Annotated in this window: 18 protein-coding genes; 6 read left to right on the forward strand and 12 right to left on the reverse strand. The window is 68.5% G+C overall.

The features are described 5' to 3' along the window. Positions 1-55 precede the first annotated feature (55 nt). Positions 56-1,012, reverse strand: a complete 957-nt coding sequence (locus M1L58_RS00335; RefSeq protein ID WP_248657436.1) for a M23 family metallopeptidase — start codon at positions 1,010-1,012, stop codon at positions 56-58. After that, positions 1,013-1,201, reverse strand: coding sequence for a hypothetical protein (locus M1L58_RS00340; RefSeq protein ID WP_248657437.1), 189 nt, complete (start codon positions 1,199-1,201; stop codon positions 1,013-1,015). A gap of 210 nt (positions 1,202-1,411) precedes the next feature. On the opposite strand from M1L58_RS00340, the gene M1L58_RS00345 reads away from it, so the two are divergent. After that, positions 1,412-2,443, forward strand: coding sequence for a nucleoside hydrolase (locus M1L58_RS00345; RefSeq protein WP_248657438.1), 1,032 nt, complete (start codon positions 1,412-1,414; stop codon positions 2,441-2,443). A gap of 26 nt (positions 2,444-2,469) precedes the next feature. Then, entirely contained in the window at positions 2,470-3,420 is a 951-nt protein-coding gene (locus M1L58_RS00350) for an LLM class F420-dependent oxidoreductase (protein WP_248657439.1), read from the forward strand. Positions 3,421-3,432: 12 nt separating this feature from the next. On the opposite strand, the gene meaB is transcribed toward M1L58_RS00350, so the two are convergent. The 3 genes from meaB to M1L58_RS00365 are packed head-to-tail and all read right to left on the reverse strand — an operon-like array spanning position 3,433 to position 8,647. Continuing rightward, positions 3,433-4,431, reverse strand: a complete 999-nt coding sequence (gene meaB / locus M1L58_RS00355; protein ID WP_154883847.1) for a methylmalonyl Co-A mutase-associated GTPase MeaB — start codon at positions 4,429-4,431, stop codon at positions 3,433-3,435. Further along, a complete protein-coding gene (scpA, locus tag M1L58_RS00360) occupies positions 4,431-6,701 on the reverse strand; it encodes a methylmalonyl-CoA mutase (RefSeq protein ID WP_248657440.1) in 2,271 nt (756 codons plus the stop codon). Before scpA ends, meaB begins: the two co-directional genes overlap by 1 nt. Next, positions 6,698-8,647 (reverse strand): methylmalonyl-CoA mutase family protein, encoded by a 1,950-nt coding sequence (locus tag M1L58_RS00365; RefSeq protein WP_248657441.1) that lies wholly within the window; start codon positions 8,645-8,647, stop codon positions 6,698-6,700. Before M1L58_RS00365 ends, scpA begins: the two co-directional genes overlap by 4 nt. A 165-nt stretch (positions 8,648-8,812) precedes the next feature. Here M1L58_RS00365 and M1L58_RS00370 point away from each other — a divergent pair, with 165 nt between their 5' ends. The 3 genes from M1L58_RS00370 to M1L58_RS00380 are packed head-to-tail and all read left to right on the forward strand — an operon-like array spanning position 8,813 to position 10,892. Further along, the gene (locus tag M1L58_RS00370) at positions 8,813-9,571 is read left to right on the forward strand and encodes a TVP38/TMEM64 family protein (protein ID WP_248657442.1); all 759 of its coding nucleotides are present in this window, start codon (positions 8,813-8,815) and stop codon (positions 9,569-9,571) included. A gap of 53 nt (positions 9,572-9,624) precedes the next feature. Next, entirely contained in the window at positions 9,625-10,248 is a 624-nt protein-coding gene (locus tag M1L58_RS00375) for a hypothetical protein (protein WP_248657443.1), read from the forward strand. Then, the gene (locus tag M1L58_RS00380) at positions 10,245-10,892 is read left to right on the forward strand and encodes a hypothetical protein (protein ID WP_248657444.1); all 648 of its coding nucleotides are present in this window, start codon (positions 10,245-10,247) and stop codon (positions 10,890-10,892) included. Before M1L58_RS00375 ends, M1L58_RS00380 begins: the two co-directional genes overlap by 4 nt. 8 nt (positions 10,893-10,900) lie before the next feature. Here M1L58_RS00380 and M1L58_RS00385 read toward each other — a convergent pair whose 3' ends face one another. The 3 genes from M1L58_RS00385 to M1L58_RS00395 form a co-directional block, all read right to left on the reverse strand. Then, the gene (locus M1L58_RS00385; RefSeq protein WP_248657445.1) at positions 10,901-12,085 is read right to left on the reverse strand and encodes an SPFH domain-containing protein; all 1,185 of its coding nucleotides are present in this window, start codon (positions 12,083-12,085) and stop codon (positions 10,901-10,903) included. Positions 12,086-12,129: 44 nt separating this feature from the next. Continuing rightward, positions 12,130-12,558: an NfeD family protein gene (locus tag M1L58_RS00390; protein ID WP_006868243.1), complete on the reverse strand. Its 429-nt coding sequence runs from the start codon at positions 12,556-12,558 to the stop codon at positions 12,130-12,132. A gap of 70 nt (positions 12,559-12,628) precedes the next feature. After that, the gene (locus M1L58_RS00395) at positions 12,629-13,456 is read right to left on the reverse strand and encodes a DUF3097 domain-containing protein (RefSeq protein WP_248657446.1); all 828 of its coding nucleotides are present in this window, start codon (positions 13,454-13,456) and stop codon (positions 12,629-12,631) included. A 119-nt stretch (positions 13,457-13,575) separates the two neighbouring features. On the opposite strand from M1L58_RS00395, the gene M1L58_RS00400 reads away from it, so the two are divergent. Then, positions 13,576-14,406, forward strand: coding sequence for a serine/threonine protein kinase (locus M1L58_RS00400; RefSeq protein ID WP_248657693.1), 831 nt, complete (start codon positions 13,576-13,578; stop codon positions 14,404-14,406). Between the two features lie 23 nt (positions 14,407-14,429). Here M1L58_RS00400 and M1L58_RS00405 read toward each other — a convergent pair whose 3' ends face one another. The 4 genes from M1L58_RS00405 to fabG1 form a co-directional block, all read right to left on the reverse strand. Further along, positions 14,430-15,083, reverse strand: coding sequence for a hypothetical protein (locus M1L58_RS00405; protein WP_248657447.1), 654 nt, complete (start codon positions 15,081-15,083; stop codon positions 14,430-14,432). Between the two features lie 360 nt (positions 15,084-15,443). Then, positions 15,444-16,532: a ferrochelatase gene (locus M1L58_RS00410; RefSeq protein ID WP_248657448.1), complete on the reverse strand. Its 1,089-nt coding sequence runs from the start codon at positions 16,530-16,532 to the stop codon at positions 15,444-15,446. 17 nt (positions 16,533-16,549) lie between these two features. Next, positions 16,550-17,389 carry an NADH-dependent enoyl-ACP reductase InhA gene (inhA, locus tag M1L58_RS00415; protein ID WP_006868236.1) on the reverse strand — a complete coding sequence of 280 codons (840 nt, stop codon included), beginning with the start codon at positions 17,387-17,389 and terminating at the stop codon, positions 16,550-16,552. A 70-nt stretch (positions 17,390-17,459) separates the two neighbouring features. After that, positions 17,460-18,194 (reverse strand): 3-oxoacyl-ACP reductase FabG1, encoded by a 735-nt coding sequence (gene fabG1, locus M1L58_RS00420; RefSeq protein ID WP_005194943.1) that lies wholly within the window; start codon positions 18,192-18,194, stop codon positions 17,460-17,462. Positions 18,195-18,269 lie beyond the last annotated feature (75 nt).

Below are 18,269 nucleotides of genomic sequence, written 5' to 3' on the forward strand. Positions count from 1 at the left end.
CGTTGTCCAGTCGTGATCGCCCCGAGATCGGCGCGGCCTACGCCGAAAACCGTTGTCAGCCTGCGCGGAACGTGACGACGTTCTGATCGAGGATCATTCGGTCCTGCGGTGTGGACACGGTCACACCGGGCGCCATCTCGAGCGGGACGCCGGTGCTCTCCGAGGCGTCGAACGCCTCCGTGTCGTCCACCCGGCCGGTGATCATGAACAGGTCGGTGACACTCGGCACACCTTGGGACATCAGGAACGAGGGTCCGTTCATGACATGGACATGCAGGTGGGGTGCGACCGAGTTTCCGGTGTTGCCGACCTTGCCGATGACGTCGCCGCGTCGTACCCGATCCCCCGGCTTGAACCGCACCGATCCGGGTTGCATGTGCGCATAGTTCACGAAGAACCCGTCGCCGATGTCGACGACGAGATTGTTGCCGTCGGCGTCGGCGATCGGCAGGTTCGCGGGGAACTCCCCCGGTACCTGCTCGGGCAGATCGTTGCGACTGGCGACGACGGTTCCATCGGCGACGGCGAGCACGTCGTCGCCGTAGATCCGGTAGCTCGCCGGGTCCTTGGCGTCACCGACGAAGATCTTCCCGTCGGGTCCGGCCTGTTCCCAGTCGACCGCGTACCGCTGGGCGACGACGGGGGTGCCGTCCAACGGCAGGATCGCGCGCGTGTGACGGACCGCGTCGCAGCAGGCGTCGGCGGCGATGTAGTCCTCGCCGATCAGCGGCGGACCGAGGACCGGGACGACGGCGTCGTTCACTTCGACCTCGGCGATCCGCTCGGTGGTCTCCCGCATCTGCGGCGGCGCCCCGTCGGCACGGACCGAGATCTCGTGGACGAGCTTCTTCGGGGCCTCACCCTCGAACTGCAGATGCAGGAACAGCACACCGTTCTGCCCCGGTGCGAGGACCTCGGAATAGCCCTCGGGCACATCGGGTCTCGGCGGGACGGAGGCCGCACCGGTGGGCTTGAGCCGTCCCGCGACCCCGGTCTGGTCGAGGCCGCTCAACTAGGGAGTGCCCGCAGCCCCGGCGTCGAGCGTCTTGACCCCGGTGATCGTGACCGGGGTGCGCATGAAGTCGGTCAGCGACACCTCGTAGACGAGATGGGCGGACCCGTCCGACCCGGCGAACGGCGTCGGCGCGAACAACACCGACCCCACCACCGGGGTCAGGACCGGGTCGGGCGGTACCGGCACGGGCGTACCACTCCCCCTGTCCTCGCCGCCGCACGCGGACAGCAGGAGCGCCGCGCACACGCCAAGGACCGCCAATGGACGTCGTGGTCTGTGCATTGCTTCCTCCGCGGCCGCGCCGACGGCGATCCGCCCGGCTCCCTGAGCGTCGAATTCTAGGGATTCCCCGGGGCGACACGCGGGCCCTCGCCCCACACCGGGCACAATTGTGTCGTGACCCAGCGCCTGTTCTTCGACTGCGACACCGGCATCGACGACTCGGTCGCGCTGCTCTACCTGCTGGCACGCGCCGATGTCGAGCTCGTCGGCATCGCCTCGACCGCCGGCAACGTCCCGGTCGACGTGGTCACCACCAACAACCTCGCCTGGCTCGAACTCTGCGGCCGCCCGGAGATCCCCGTGCACGTCGGGCCGGTCGCACCCCTCGTCGCCGAACTCATGACCACCGAGGACACACACGGCCCGCTCGGCGTCGGCCACGCCGAGCTGCCCACGCCGACCATCACGCCGGGCCACCTCGACGCCCCGGATGCCTGGATCGAGGCGTCGCGAGCGCACGAGGGCGAACTAGTCGGGCTGGTGACCGGGCCGCTCACGTCGCTGGCGACCGCGATCCGCCGGGACCCGGGCCTTCCCTCCCGTCTCCGACGCCTGGTGATCATGGGTGGGGCCTTCCACACCCACGGCAACACGACGCCGACCTCGGAATGGAACGTCGCGGTCGACCCGGAGGCCGCGGCCGAGGTCTTCGCCGCATTCGGCACCGCCGGCGCACCGGAACCCATCGTGTGCGCGCTCGATCTCACCGAACAGGTCGTGCTCACCCCGGACCATGTGGTGCGTCTCGCCGCGGCATCGGGGAGTTCACCGCTGGAATGCCCCGACCCGGGCGACGAACGGGGTCTGCGCTCGGTCGCCGACAACGAGATCATCCGGCATCTCACCAACGCCCTGCGCTTCTACTTCGAGTTCCATCACGACCACGACGAGGGCTACATCGCCCATCTCCACGACCCGTTCGCGGCGATGGTGGCCCTGAACCCGGATCTCGTCACGACCATCCCGGCACGGGTCGACGTCGAGCTCGTTGGCACGCTCACCCGCGGAATGACCGTCGCCGACGAACGCTGGATGTCGCCGCTGGGCCCCAACGCCCGGATCGCCACCGCCACCGACCTCGACGCCGTCTTCGACGACCTGATCGACACGATCGGCGCCTTCGCCCGCGCCTTCGTCCGGATCTGAGACGCGTGTCCACCTAGGGTTGAACCGTGACCCGACTCGGATACCAGATCGCCAACTTCACCTACGCGGACGTTCCCGCGGATCAGCTCTTCCCCACCGTCGTCGCGCAGGCGCAGGAGGCGGAGAACTCCGGGTTCGACACGGTCTTCGCGATGGATCACTTCTATCAACTGCCGATGCTCGGCGAGCCGCACGATCCGATGTTCGAGTGCTACACGTTGCTCTCGGCCCTCGCCCAGCACACCTCGACCGTGCGACTGTCGTCGCTCGTCACCGGCAACACCTACCGGAACCCCACCCTGCTCGCCAAGACGGTCACCGCACTGGGCATCGTGTCCGGCGGCCAGGGCCAACTCGGGATCGGCGCGGGATGGTATGAGCTCGAACATGATTCGCTCGGCTTCGAGTTCGGCACCTTCACCGACCGGTTCGAGCGTCTTGAAGAGGCACTGCAGATCATCCGCGGCATGCTCGCGGGCGAGCGACCGAGCGTCGACGGCAAGCGCTACCAGGTGTCCGAGGCACTGAACGTTCCTGCGCCGCTGTCGAGGATCCCGGTGATGATCGGCGGGGCCGGCGAACAGAAAACCCTGCGAATGGTCGCACAGTACGCCGACGAGTCGAACCTGTTGTGTCCGCCGAACCACATCCCGCGCAAGCTCGACGTCCTCGCCGAACATTGCGACCGGCTCGGTCGGGAGCGCTCGGAGATCACCGTGAGCATCCAGACCTACGTCTGCATGGCGCCCACGCACGACGAGGCGGTTGCCGAGTACGAGGCATATGTCGAGCGAACCCCGGCAGCCGAGGTGCGGCGCCGTATGACGATCATCGGTGACCCCGACGAGGTCGCGGCGCGCTATGCAGACATGCTGGCGGCCGGTGTGGACGGTTTCACCGTCAACGCCGCGGCCAACGGCCATGTGCCGGGGCGCGTCTCACTGCTCGGCGAGACACTCGCCCCGCTGATCGGCTGAGCGGGGACGCCCTCAGCGATTGTCGAAGGCGTCGACGATGCGCTGCGCGGCGAGTGCCGGTGTCAGCACGCCCTCGCGCAGCTCGTCCTCGACCTCGTCGCGGATGTCGCGGACGCCGGGCGACTCCGCGAGCCGGCTGAGCACGATGTCGTGGACCATCGACCACGTCCAGTCGATCTGCTGCTGGTTGCGACGGGCGGTGAACTCGCCTGCCTCCCTGAGGGTCTGGTTGTGCTTGACGACCGTGTTCCAGAACTCGTCGACGCCGGTCCGTTCGATCGCGCTCATCGTCAGGACCGGCGGGGTCCACAGGGCGTCGTGCGGGTAGATCAGCCCGAGTGCGTTGCGCAGCTCGCGGGCGGCGCCCTTCGCCTCGTTGAGGTGCTTGCCGTCGGCCTTGTTCACCACGACCACGTCGGCGAGTTCCAGGACACCCTTCTTGATGCCCTGCAACGAATCCCCGGTACGGGCCAGCGTCAGGAAGGTGAAGGTGTCGACCATGTTGGCGACGGTCACCTCGGACTGCCCGACGCCGACGGTCTCGACGAGCACGACGTCGAAACCGGCGGCCTCGACCAGCACTATCGACTCACGGGTGGCCTTGGCCACCCCGCCGAGCGTGCCGGAGGTCGGCGAGGGGCGGATGTAGGCGTTCTTCTCCGTCGACAACCGACCCATGCGCGTCTTGTCGCCCAGGATGGAGCCGCGGGTACGCGTCGAACTGGGGTCGACGGCGAGGACCGCCACCTTGTGCCCCAGTTCGACCAGGTGCATGCCGAGCGCCTCGATGGTCGTCGACTTGCCCACGCCCGGGACACCGGTGATGCCGACCCGGAACGAGTTACCCGCGTGCGGGGTCAGCTTCAGCAGCAGTTCCTGCGCCGCAGCCCGGTGATCGGGACGCTTGGACTCGACCAGGGTGATCGCACGCGCCAGATCGGCGCGGCGATCGGCGAGAACCGCATCGGCCAGCGCGTCGACGTCGACCCGACGCCGAGTACCGTCCGCCATCAGTTCGCGGCCACCCCGGGCAGTTCCAGGCCGAGGGTGTCGGCCAGCTTGCCGATGAGCTCCACGGCCGAGTCGGCGATGACCGATCCGGGCGGGAAGATCGCGGCGGCGCCGGCCTCGTACAGCTCGGGGAAGTCACCCGGCGGGATGACGCCGCCGACGACGATCATGATGTCCTCGCGGCCGACTTCCTTGAGCGCCTCCCGCAGCGCGGGAACCAGGGTGAGGTGACCGGCAGCCAGCGAGGACACACCCACCACGTGCACGTCGTTGTCGGCGGCCTGCGCGGCCACCTCCTCCGGCGTGGCGAACAGCGGGCCCACGTCGACGTCGAAGCCCAGGTCGGCGAAGGCGGTCGCGATGACCTTCTGGCCGCGATCGTGACCGTCCTGGCCCATCTTGGCCACCAGCACGCGCGGCTGGCGGCCCTCGGCCTCGGCGAACTGGCGCACTGCCTCGAGTGCCGCGTCGATGTTGCTCACCTCGCCCGCCTCATTTCGGTACACGCCGCTGATCGTCTTGATCTCGGCCTGATGACGACCGTAGACCTTCTCGAGCGCCTCGGAGATCTCCCCGACCGTCGCCTGATGACGTGCGGCCTCGATGGCCAGGGCCATCAGGTTGTTCTCCAGGCCGCCCTCCGACGACGCCGCGGCGCGGGTCAGGTCGGCCAGGGCCGCCTCGACCGCAGCGGAATCACGCTGCGCGCGAAGGGTGTTGAGCTTCTCCAGCTGCTCGGCGCGCACCTTGGAGTTCTCGACCTTGAGGACCTCGATCTCCTCGTCGTCGGCCACCTGGTACTTGTTGACGCCGATCAGCGGCTGCTGACCCGAGTCGATGCGGGCCTGCGTACGGGCCGCGGCCTCCTCGATGCGCAGCTTCGGCAGGCCCTCGTTGATGGCCTGGGTCATGCCGCCGGCCTCTTCGACCTCGCGGATGTGCTTGCGCGCCTTCTGCGTCAGCTGGTGGGTCAGCGTCTCGACGTAGTTCGAGCCGGCCCACGGGTCGATCGGGCGGGTGGTGCCCGACTCCTGCTGCAGCAACAGCTGGGTGTTGCGGGCGATGCGGGCCGAGAAGTCGGTCGGCAGGGCGATCGCCTCGTCGAGCGCGTTGGTGTGCAGCGACTGGGTGTGACCCTGGGTCGCGGCCATCGCCTCGACACAGGTGCGCGCCACGTTGTTGAACACGTCCTGCGCGGTCAACGACCAGCCCGAGGTCTGCGAATGTGTGCGCAGCGACAGCGATTTGGCGTTCTTCGGACCGAACTCGGCGACGAGCTCACTCCACAGGAGACGCGCCGCGCGCAGCTTGGCGACCTCCATGAAGAAGTTCATGCCGATGCCCCAGAAGAAGGACAGACGCGGTGCGAACTTGTCGATGTCGAGACCGGCCTCGAGACCGGCGCGGATGTACTCGACGCCGTCGGCCAGCGTGTAGGCCAGCTCCAGGTCGGCGGTCGCACCGGCTTCCTGGATGTGGTAGCCGGAGATCGATATCGAGTTGAACTTCGGCATCTTCTGGCTGGTGTACTCGAAGATGTTCGAGATGATCCGCATCGACGGCTTCGGCGGGTAGATGTAGGTGTTGCGGACCATGAACTCTTTGAGGATGTCGTTCTGGATGGTCCCGGCCAGCTTCTCCGGCGGCACACCCTGCTCCTCGGCCGCCACGACGTAGAGCGCCAGGATCGGCAGCACCGCGCCGTTCATCGTCATCGACACCGAGACGTTGCCCAGGTCGATGCCGTCGAAGAGCTGACGCATGTCGAGGATCGAGTCGATCGCCACACCGGCCATACCGACGTCGCCTGCGACGCGCGGGTGGTCGGAGTCGTAACCGCGGTGGGTCGCGAGGTCGAAGGCCACCGACAGACCCTTCTGACCGGCCGCGAGGTTGCGGCGGTAGAAGGCGTTGGACTCGGCGGCGGTCGAGAAGCCCGCGTACTGGCGGATCGTCCACGGCTGGTTCACGTACATCGTCGGGTACGGACCGCGGATGAACGGCGCCGCACCCGGGACCGAGTCGAGCGGGTACGGGTGCTCGGCGTCGTCGAGGATCGCGTTGCGGTCGGTGCGCGTGTACACCGGGGCGACGTCGATCTGCTCGGGGGTGTTCCAGGTGACCTGGTCGACCGAGTAGCCGTGCGCCGACGCCAGTTCCTCGGTGACGGGTGCGCCGGGCCCGGCGGCCGCAGCAGCCGTCCCGTCGGTGAGCTCGACCCCGGCGAAGCTCGGGATCGACTGTGTCGGATTGGGTTCGGTCTGGGTCATGCCGTCGCTCCCGAGGTTGAGAGAAGCTGATCGAGGAGTTCGGAGAGCGTGCTCACCGCGTCGATGCCGACCCGCAGCGAACCGTCCGGGCGATCGTCGGACTCGGGCCATTCCTTGTCGGGACCGGCGAGCAGGACCTTCGACAGACCGGCCGCACGGGCGGCGGCGAGGGCCGCCGGACCTTCCTCCGCGTAGCGGGCCTTGGTGCCGCAGATGACCGCGATCGGGGTGTTCGCACCGGCGACCGCGTCGCCGATCTGGTCCGCGCTCAGCGGGCCGGGGTTGACCACGGTGATGCCGCCGGCGCCCAGCAGGTTGGCCACGAAGGTGGTGCGCCCGTTGTGTTCGGCGACGCTGCCCAGCGGGATCAGCAGGATCGACGGGCGCGCGCCCTTCTCGGACAACGCCACGTCGGAGCGGTCGCGCAGCTCCTCGAAGGCACGGCCGACACGGGCCAGCTTCGGGGTTCCGGTGACCACGTCGGTCACGCCGGACGCCGAGGCACCCTGGGCGTCGGACAGGGCCCGCTCGTCGATGTTCGGGAACTCGTTGACACCGGTGACCGAGATGCGACGGTGCGCGACCTCGGCATCGCGGCGGGCCAGCGAGGCGTCGACTTTCTCGGCGATCCAGCCGCTGTCGAGGGCGGCGCGGTAGCCACCGGCGGCCTCGACCTCGGTGAAGACGCTCCAGGCGTTGGCGGCGAGGTCGTCGGTCAGCGACTCGACGAACCACGAACCACCGGCCGGGTCGAGGACGCGTCCGATGTTGGACTCCTCGAGCAGCAGCAGCTGGGTGTTGCGGGCGATGCGGCGCGAGAAGGACGCACTCGAGGTGCGCTTGTCGGCCGGGATCGTCGCGTCGTAAGCAAGGACCGTCAGTTGATCGGCGCCGCCGACACCCGCACCGAAGGCCGCGATGGTGCTGCGCAGCATGTTGACCCAGGGGTCGCGCTGGCTGTACATCGACAGGTCCGTCACGCCGTGGGTCAGTGCACCGCCGGCGTCGGGTGCGCCGACGACCTCGGCCACGCGGGCCCAGATCTTGCGCAGCGCACGGAACTTGGCGATCGTCGCGAACTGGTCGTCGTCGGCGGAGACCCCGAAGGTGATCTGGCCCAGGGCCGCCTCGGCGGACAGACCGGCGGCGGTCAGGTCACGCAGGTGCGCGACGGCCGCGGCCACCACGAGCGCGAGCTCGAGGCCGTTGTCGGCGCCGGCGGTCGCGAAGTCGCTGCCGTCGACGCGGAAGGTCCGGACCCCGGCGGGCAGGTTCGACGCGGCGAGGGCGGTGGCCTCGTCGGCGTCGACGGTCGCCCGTCCGGAGAACGCCGCGGTCAGCGGCGAGAGACCGAAGGAATGGGTCGTCGCGGCGGTGGGAGGCGCGGCGACCGGTGCGGCCTGCGCCTTCTCCTTGAGCGACAGCAGCTCCCGGGCGGCGGCGATGCCCTCCGTGCCGGCGTCGAGCGTCACCGGCACGAGGTCGAGGTAGACGCCGCGCAGCACCGTGGCGAGGTCGGCGACACCGAGACCGCCACCGGGCTTGCCGATGGAGAGCCAGAGTCCGCTGGTGCCGTTGGCCATCGCCTCGAGAACGAGTTCGTTGGCGTCCTCGGCCGGAGTCTCGTCGTCGCCGAACCGCTCGGTGACACGCCACCCGGTGGTGACGTCCCGCGCGGGGTCGGCACCGCGGACGAACGGGAACCGACCGGGCAGACCGGGTTCGGTCGTCTCGTCGCGACGTGTGTACAGCGGCCGGATGGTCAGCCCGTCGGCGGTGTCGGTCGAGAGCAGTGCTTCCGGTGTATCCGGGAGCTCGTCGACGTCGACCCGACGTGATTTCGCCAGAACGGCCGCGGCGGCCTTCGACCACGCCTGGTAGGCCTGATCGAGTTCTGTACGGCCGAGATCTGACTCGGGTTTGGGCTGGTCAGTTTGCTGTGGCATGTGGGGAAGCACACCTCCGTGAATGCTCTGTGCGAGCGCGTACACGACCTTAGCCGATCGCTCGCTCGGCCCATCAACGAGGTCGGCGTGAGCTACGCCACCCGGAGGGGTGCGAGCTGGTCGCGACGTGGAGGCGTCCAGTGAACTCCAGAGTAGAGTGTCTGGGTGCCCGAGCCAGCCCCCGTCACCGAGGTAACACCAGACGTGACGGGCAGTCGACGCCGGGTCGCCTTCGACCGCCGGGTCGTCCGGCGCGCGCTCGTCGCCGCCGCGGTCGTGGCAGTGGTCCTGCTCGGCTCCTACCTCATCCCGCTCCCCTCGATCGGCAGCGTTCGCGCATGGGGCGACGACCTCGGCCCGGCCTTCCCGTGGCTGTTCTTCGCGGCGTATGCCGTGGTCACGATCGCGCCGATCCCCCGCTCGACCTTCACCGTCATGTCCGGGATCTTCTTCGGCCCCTTCGTCGGCTTCGTCGGCGCGATGATCGCCTCGTCGATCGCGGCGGTCGCCGCCTTCGGACTCGTGCGGGTCCTCGGCCGCGATCGGGTTCGACCGTTCCTCAAGAAGCCGGTCGTGAAGGCCGTCGAATACCGCCTGGAACGGCGCGGCTGGCTCGCCGTCGGCTCGCTCCGCCTGATCGCGGCCTGCCCGTTCTCGGTCGCGAACTACTGCTCTGCGTTGTCCTCCGTACGACCGCTGCCGTTCACCGTCGCGAGCATCATCGGCATGGCTCCCGGAACCGCGGCCGTGGTGATGCTCGGCGATTCGCTGACCGGCGGCGCCAACCCCGCCCAGCTGCTGGTCAGCGGAGCACTCTTCGCGGTCGGGATCGCCGGGCTGATCCTCGACGCCCGGTTGCCGGTATCCACCGGAAGCACTCAAACCTCCGGACTTGATCAGGTCGAATCAAGTTCACAAGCCTGATTAATCCAGCCCTAAGGCTTGATCGCAGTTACTCAAGTCCGTAGGCTTGTGTGATGTTTGTCATGACCGTCGATCAGCGCGGCAGCCGCACCGACGTCGACCGGGTCGAAGCCGTTCTGGAACGGCTCCGCGACGTCGACACGGTTCGCCCCTTCGAGCGCACCGCCGGCGACGAGATCCAAGGCGTCCTCGATGATCCGCAGACCCTGGCACAGCTCGCCGTCGAACTGACCGCCGACGGTCACTGGAGCGTGGGCATCGGCACCGGGGATGTCGAACAGCCTCTCCCCTCGTCCACCCGCGCAGGACGTGGAGCCGCCTTCGTCCACGCCCGGGACGCGGTCGAGGCGGCCAAGCGCCAGCGCATACCCCTGTGCGTACGCGGTCCCGATGCCCGATGGTGCCGCCACGCTCAAACCGCCGGCCGCCTGATCAGCGACATCGTCGCCACCCGAAGTGCGGCCGGGATCGAGGCGGTGGCCCTCATGCGACGCGGACTCACCCAGGCGGACGCGGCGGGCGTCCTCGACATCACACCCCAGGCGATGAGCCAACGACTCCGCGCCGCCGGCTGGGATCTGGAACCCGATTCCCTGGAGCTGCTCGCCGATGCACTCGCCGAGGCCGACCGCCGGCATGTCGGCGAGCAGGCCCCGGATGCGACGGTGGTCCGATGACCGGGATCGCCCTCACCCTCCTCGTCCTGACCGCCGTCACGCCTGTGCTGTGGCTCGGGGTGGAGCAGCTGCTGCGTCACCGCGCACTCGAGGGTCTGACCGTGCCGCGGTCGGCGACCATCGTGCACGCGATCGGCCTCACGGTCCTGCTGGGACTCGCCACGGCGACGGCAATCGTCGCTGCCACCGCCGGACCCGCGATCGGGCTCGACGCCGCGACGGCGACCGTGATCACAGCTGTCGCGGCGGTCACCGGCGGCGGCCCCGTGGTGCGGGCGGTACTGAAACTGGGTGGCGTCCGGGGGGACCCGGCGCCGACGCCCGCCTCGGAGAACGACGATGACACCGAGGCCCCGGACCACGCCGAGACCCCGGACGACGCGGACCCCGCACCGTCCGACCCGAACGAGGTCGGGCCGCTCCGCGGCGGCCGTGTCATCGGTTATCTCGAGCGGTTGGCCGTCGTCACGACGCTGATGGCCGGGTGGCCGGAAGGACTCGCGATCATCCTGGCGGTGAAGAGCCTTGCGCGTTATCCCGAGCTACGTGCGCCGCAGGCGTCCGAGCAGTTCATCATGGGAACCTTCGCGTCGGTGCTGTGGGCCATCGGCCTCGCCGGCATCGAACACCTCATCACCGCCTGACCGCCGGTCTAACCGGGTGTGGTACCGGTCTCCTCGACCGCGGCGTCGAGCGATGCGGAGCGTGTCGACCGGCCCACGCCGGTGCCGATCTCGGGGGCGACAGGTTTGCGGGCCACCGCCTCGGCCTCGGCGACAGCCTGCGCGACCTTCGGATCGGACGCCAGCGAGAACCAGTCCTCGGTCTCCGACTCGTCGATCTGCGAGGGCGGCGAGTCGGTCGGCTCGTACCGGAACACGCCGTCGTCGCCCTGGATGCCGAAGGACTTCGCGAAACCCTGGAGCGCCGAGCCGAAGTCGGACGGCACCACCCAGACCTTGCTGCCCTCACCCTTCGCCATCTCCGGCAACTGCTGGAGGTATTGGTAGGCAAGGAGTTCCGGAGTCGGCTTGGCCGCCTTGATCGCCGCGAACGTCTTCTCGATGGCCTTCGCCTCACCCTGTGCGTTCAGGTAGGCGGCCGCACGATCACCCTGGGCACGCAGGATGCGCGACTGCCGCTCCGCCTCGGCGGCGAGGATCGCGGCCTGCTTGGCACCCTCGGCCGCGAGGATCTGCGACTGCTTGTTGCCCTCGGCGGTCTTGATCGCCGACTCGCGTTGGCCCTCGGCGGTGAGGATCGTCGCGCGCTTCTCGCGATCGGCCTTCATCTGCTTCTCCATCGACTCCTGGATCGACGGCGGCGGCATGATCGACTTGAGTTCGACGCGGGCGACGCGCAGGCCCCAGCGGCCGGTCGCCTCGTCGAGCACGCCGCGCAGCTGCCCGTTGATGGAGTCACGGGAGGTCAGCGTCTCTTCGAGAGTCATACCGCCGACCACGTTGCGCAGCGTGGTGATGGTGAGTTGCTCGACACCGGCGATGTAGTTGTCGATCTCGTAGACGGCCGAACGCGGATTGGTGACCTGGAAGTAGACGACGGTGTCGATGGACAGCGTGAGGTTGTCCTCGGTGATCACCGGCTGCGGCGGGAAGGACACGACCCGTTCACGGATGTCGACCCGCGCACGGATCCGGTCGACGAACGGCAGCAGCAGCGTCAACTGCCCGGACACGGTGCGGGTGTAGCGGCCGAGACGCTCGATCACCGCGGCCTCCGCCTGTGGGATCAGCGCCACCGATTTGGCCAGCACCACCGCCACGAACACGACCAGCAGTACCACCACCACCAAGCCGAAGATCTGTAAATCGTCCACAATTCACCTTCCTCGCGGAATGTCGAGCAGGTCGGGTCGAGCGATCAGGCGCGCCACACCACTGCGGTCGCACCGTCGATCTCGACGACGGTCACATGGGTTCCGGGTTCGAGCACCGCTGCGGGGTCCACCGACCGCGCCGACCAGATGTCGCCGCCGATCTTCACGCGGCCGTCGTCGCCGTCGACCGTCTCGGTGACGACCGCCGGCTGCCCTTCCAGGGCCTCGGTGTTCATGAGCACGGCGGGGCGATTGAGCATGTGGCGCTTGGCAATCGGACGCACGGCTACGAGCAGCAGAACCGACACCGCCGCGAATACCAGGCCGTCCACCCAGAGGGGCGGCTCCCACACGAAATCCACACCGGCCGCGGCGAAGGCGCCGCCGGCCAGCATGAGCAGCACCAATTCGCCACCGAACATCTCCGCGACCGCCAAGACGATCGCGGCCGCCAACCACAGCAGGGCGCTCATGTGTCCAGTCTGCCAGAGATGTCCGAGCAGCCTCGGTTCGTCGACGGCGCGGACGAGTGGGCCGCCGTCGCTATCCGGCCTCTTGGGCAGCGGTGACGAAGTCGATGAGCTCCTCCACCGACCGCAGGAGGGGCACCTCCAGATCGCGGAAGCTGCTGACCCCGCTCAGCACCCGGCGCCAGCCGTCCCGCGGGTCACCCCATCCCAACTGGGCACACACCCCGGTCTTCCAGTCGGTGCCGCGCGGAATCCTCGGCCAGGCCGAGATCTTGACCGAGGCGGGCTTCACCGCCTCCCAGACATCGATATAGGGGTGACCGCACACCAGCACGTGCTCGCCGACCTCGGCGGTGAGGTGGGCCTCCTTCGAACCGGCCACGAGATGGTCGACGAGAACGCCCGCGCGGCGATGCGGCGCGGGCTGGAACTCGGCGAGCGCCGCGTCGAGGTTGTCGAGACCGTCGAGACTGACCACGACAACCCCTTCGGCCCGTAGGTCGTCGCCCCACACCCGTTCGAGCAACGTCGCATCGTGCACGCCCTCGACGAAGATCCGGCTGGCACGTGCGGTGCGCGCGCGGGTGCGCGGCGCGGCGCGCGAACCGGACGCCGTCGTCGCCGGTTTCTGGGGTCCGCGCGTGCGGGGCTTGACGAGGGTCACGGTGCGGCCGTCGATCAGGAAGGCGCCGGGGTTCATCAGGAACACGCGGGTCCGGCCGTGCCGGTCCTCGAGGCGCACCAGGTCACCGGCGTAGCTCTTCTCGAGCCCCACGACGGCACCGCAGAAACCGGAGGCGGCGTCCTCCACGACCAGGTCACGTTCTGCCGCGACCTCCACCGGACGCGGCTTGGTCCGGCGTGGCTGAGACAGCACATCGCGCCCGTACCGGTCATCCATCGCGTTCCACCTCTTCGGTCCCTGGACATCTGCGCCCAACACCGTAAGCGCCCGGGCCCCCGGCGGCGGGTTGCCACGCCCGGCGCCCGTTCCGGGGCCGGCGGTATCGTTGTTCCTTGATGAATCGCAGCGACATCCTCCCCTCCACCGTCGCGTGGCCGACCTGCGCCCTGGGCGCGTGGGCGGCCGCGTGGCTCACCGGGCGCTGCTCCCCCGACGACGTGATCGAGGCGCTCGCCGAATCCGCCGACCGGCATGAGGTGCCGACCGAACAGCCCACGACCCCAACGGGATCGGGGAACGGCGTACTGGACCTGCTGGGGTTGCTGAAACCGGCCCGACGCCTGGCGGTGCGCCTGCCGTCGACCGGCGATCCGCAGGGTCTGCCCCCGAACCCCGCGACGTCGAGGGCCCTCACCGCCGGCGAGGTTCTCCTGGTCGACGATTCGGACACGGCGGGCACCCTCGCACTCGTCCCCGAGTTCTCCACCCTCGGTGTCGATCCCCCATACGTGACCTGCCGGTGGACCACCTTCCGGTATGCCGACCGGCTCGACCTCGACCATCTGGTGTCATCCGGCCCGTCCGCGGGTGACCTGGAATACGACCTGCGCCAGGCGGTCCGCGATGCGGCGTCGATCATCGGGGGTCTCGGTGGACGCCGGTCGGTCGATGCGGGTGATCTGCGCAAGGAGCTCGCGGCCCTCACCGCCCGGCATCGCGTCGCACTGCCCCCGCACGCACTCGACGCCCGCTCCACGCGGCTCATCGACACCGCCGCCCAGGTGGAGGCCATCGTCGATCTCGCGGGGACCCGTCGGGTCGAGATCGGCGACACTGCGGGACAATGGGATTCGGGTGATTCCGCCCTACGCGGTCTGCAGACCCTCACCCGGACCGCACGTGCGGCCGCGGTGAATTCCACGATCGGTGAACTGCTCCGCCGCTGATTCACGTGCGACGCGGGAACGCGTCAGGCCGGACCGGACTCCGTCCGGCGTCGTGGTGGCCGGTCGGAGACGAGGCCGTACATCTTGATGCCGTTCCAGTCCTCGACTGCGAACTCGTTGGCACCCCAGACCTCGGTGTAGTAGCGACGCAAGCTCTCCGAACCCGTCCACGCGTAGAACGGGCGCGCTGCGGCCGTACAGAACCGCTCCAACTCACGCACCATGGCGACCGTTGCCCGGCCGCCGCGTTCGGTGCGCGCCACGACCCCGATCCGGAGATTCACCGCGTCGTCCGCCGGAGGTGCCAGCGTCGAACTGGTCAGCAGCTCCGCGACGCGTTCCCGCACTCCGGGAACGGTCGCGACGGCCGCGAAATCGGCCGGCGCCAGCGGCGGACTGCCGTCGACCGAGAGATCGGCGTCGTGCGGCTGATAGACCAGCAACCCGACAAGACGGTCGCCGAGTCGGGCGCCGATTACATATCCCGCATTCAGCAATGGTCGTACGAGGATTTCCGCCAGCCATTCCCGCAGCGAGCGGTCGGCGATGTGGTCGCCGAGCAACCAGGAGTACAGCGGTATCTCGTCGAGGCCGTCGGCGAGCAGTTCGATGGCCGGGTCGAGATCATCACCGGTGAGAGTGACCGTTTCGATCGATTCGTGTTGGTTGTCAATCATCGAAACCCGTAATTCTCGGCGAAATCAGAGAAGGACCCATAAAAGACGAGTGGGCCGCGTCGTCGACGCGGCCCACCCGACAAGCGTTTCTTACGAAGGATCGTTTTCCTCGAGCGAACCGGTGAGAATGGTGTCCAGGATCGATCCGAGCAATGCGTCGTCCAGGTCGATAAGCTTATCTGCCATTACAGATTCCTCTCTGAGATCGCCACCCGGGGGGAGGGAGCGTATCCACAGAATGTCATGTGGCAAACAATGAGGCCACACGTGCCCTCTCCTGTTATTCGATTGTTACCAACGCAAACGATTAGAGCGCTGAGCAGGAACGATCGTTAACAATGGACTTGATATCGACTGTCGCTACGTGGCGTCGGCCGCGGTGATCGATAGCCTCGGCCGTGCGGCGGGCACACAGCACCGGTCCCGGCACACCCGACCGTTGTCCCCGCAACCCATCGCGGTGAGATCTCCCAGGCCGCCGACGTAGTTCTCCACGTACTCGCCGATCATCTCGATGAATCGAGGATCGGTGCCGACGGTGTCGGCGCGCACGTAATCCATTCCGAGTCGCTGCGCCGTCTCGGCCGCTTCGTTGTCGAGGTCCCAGATCACCTCGAGGTGATCGGAGATGAACCCGATGGGATAGACCACGACCCGGCGAACACCGTGCGCCGCAAGATCTTCGAGGTGATCGCAGATGTCCGGTTCGAGCCACGGGATCTGCGGGGGTCCCGACCTCGACTGCCAGACCTGGTCGAAGTCGTCGACGCCCAGGGCGTCGGCAACGGCCTGCGACGCGGCCATCACCTGGCGGGAGTAGAGATTCCCGCCCTCGGCGGCCGGTCCGGACGCGGCATCGGCCGAGCTCGGGACGGAATGTGCGGTGAACACCAGGCGGACCGAGTCCTCGGACGCACCGAGCTTCTCGATCCCGCGACGGACGGCGTCTGCGCCCGCCGCGGTGAATGCCGGGTGCGACCAATACTGCGGCAGTTTGCGGAGCACCACCGCACCCTCGGGCGTCGTGGACGCGGGTTCACGACTGGCCAGCGCCTGCAGGGACCGGTCGATGTCCTCGTGGTACTGACGGCACCCCGAGTAGCCGCCCCAGGCGGAGGTCGGGAAGACCAGAATGCGGCGATGCCCGGCCCGGTACATCTCGGCCAGGGTGTCCTCGGCCATCGGGTGCCAGTTGCGGTTGCCGAAGTACACCGGAAGGTCGACGCCGCGACGCGCCAGATCGGCGCGGACACCGTCGATCATGTCCAGGTTGAGCTTGTTGATCGGCGACACCCCGCCGAAGTGCAGATAGTGTTCCGCCACCGATTCCAGGCGTTCCCGCGGGATACCCCGGCCCCGGGTCACGTTCTCCAGGAACGGCATGACCTCGTCGGGGCCCTCGGGACCACCGAAGGACAGGAACAGGACGGAATCGAAGGCGGTCTCCACGGCGTCTCTCCCCGGGTTCACGACCCGGAGGTCATGCCCTCCGGGAACCAGGTGTTGTGGCTGGCGCCGCCGTCGACGTAGACGATGGAGCCGGTGGTGCCGGGCAGCCAGTCGCTCAGCAGCGCACAAACCGACTTGGCGACCACGGTCGGGTCGTCGACGTCCCAGCCGATGGGCGACGCGCCGTCCCAGTACTCGTTGAGCATGTTCAGCTGCTTGGCGTCGTCGGTCGCGGTGCCGGCGATGGCCTTGGCCGCGAGGGTCTTGATGGGGCCGGCGGCGACCAGGTTGGAGCGGATGTTCTTGGCGTTGCCCACTTCTCGCGCCACGTAGCGGTTCACCGACTCGAGGGCGGCCTTGGCGACGCCCATCCAGTTGTAGTACGGCATGGCGGTGCGGGGGTCGAAGTCCATACCCACGATCGAGCCGCCCTCGTTCATGACGGGCAGCACGGCGCGGGCCAGCGACGCATAGCTCCAGGCCGAGATCTCGAACGCCTTGGCGGCGTCGGGGCCGGGGCCCTCGAGGAACGGCTTGGCCTCCGGGCCCATCAGGGTGCGCGGTGCGAACGCGATCGAGTGCATGACACCGTCGATGCCCTGCGGGGCGATCTCGCGGATCTTGCCGGCGAGCGACTCGAGGTCTTCCTCGCTGGTGACGTCGAGACCGATGGCCGGCGGCACCTCCTTCGGCAGGCGCTTGGCGATCCGGTCGATCAGCCGAAGCCGCTCCGGGATACCGGTGATGATCACCGTCGCGCCCTGCTCCTGCGCCATGGCGGCCGCGTGGAAGGCGATCGACGCATCGGTGATGATGCCCGTGATGAGGACGGTCTTCCCGTCCAGGATTCCGCTCACGAAGATGTGCTCCTGAGATCGACGTTGATTGAGATGTGGTGTGGCCGTCGGCCGTTGGTGACCCGCAGGGTCAGTGGCCCATGCCCATGCCGCCGTCGACCGGGATGACCGCGCCGGAGATGTAGCCGCCCTCGTCGGAGGCGAGGAAGCTGATCGCGGCGGCGACGTCCTCCGGCTTGCCGGTACGGCCCAGCGGGATGGCCTGCTTGGCCATCTCGATGTAGCGATCTTCCATGGCGGCGGTCATGTCGGTCTCGATGAAGCCCGGCGCGACGACGTTGGACGTGATGTTGCGTGATCCGATCTCACGGGCGATCGAACGCGCCATGCCGATGAGACCGGCCTTGGACGCCGCGTAGTTGACCTGGCCGGGGATACCCGACATCGCGACGACCGAGCCGAGGAAGATCATGCGGCCCCACTTGGCGCGCTGCATTCCCTTGGTGGCGCGCTTCGCGCAGCGGAAGGCGCCGGTGAGGTTGGCGTCGAGGACCTTCTCGAAGGACTCCTCGGACAGCCGCATGAGCAGCATGTTGTCGGTGATGCCCGCGTTGGCCACGAGGATCTCCACCGGACCCTGGTGGGCCTCGACCTCGGCGAAGGCCGCGTCGACCGACTCGGAGTCGGTGACGTCGCACTTCACGCCGAACAGTCCCTCGGGGGCACCGGAGCCGCGGTGCGTGACCGCGACCTTGTGGCCGTCGGCGGCGAGGCGCTGGGCCACGGCGAGACCGATCCCGCGGTTGCCGCCGGTCACCAGGACCGAACGGGAAGGGTTCTGCGCTTCGTTGCTGGATGCCGTCATGGGTGTCTAACCTATCCGTTCTGTTTGGGTCGGCGTCGCGGTGGTCGTCGGATGTGGCTCGCCGTCACCCGGGCC

The sequence above is a fragment of the Gordonia sp. C13 genome, from assembly GCF_023218005.1.
In the GTDB taxonomy this organism is placed as follows: domain Bacteria; phylum Actinomycetota; class Actinomycetes; order Mycobacteriales; family Mycobacteriaceae; genus Gordonia; species Gordonia namibiensis.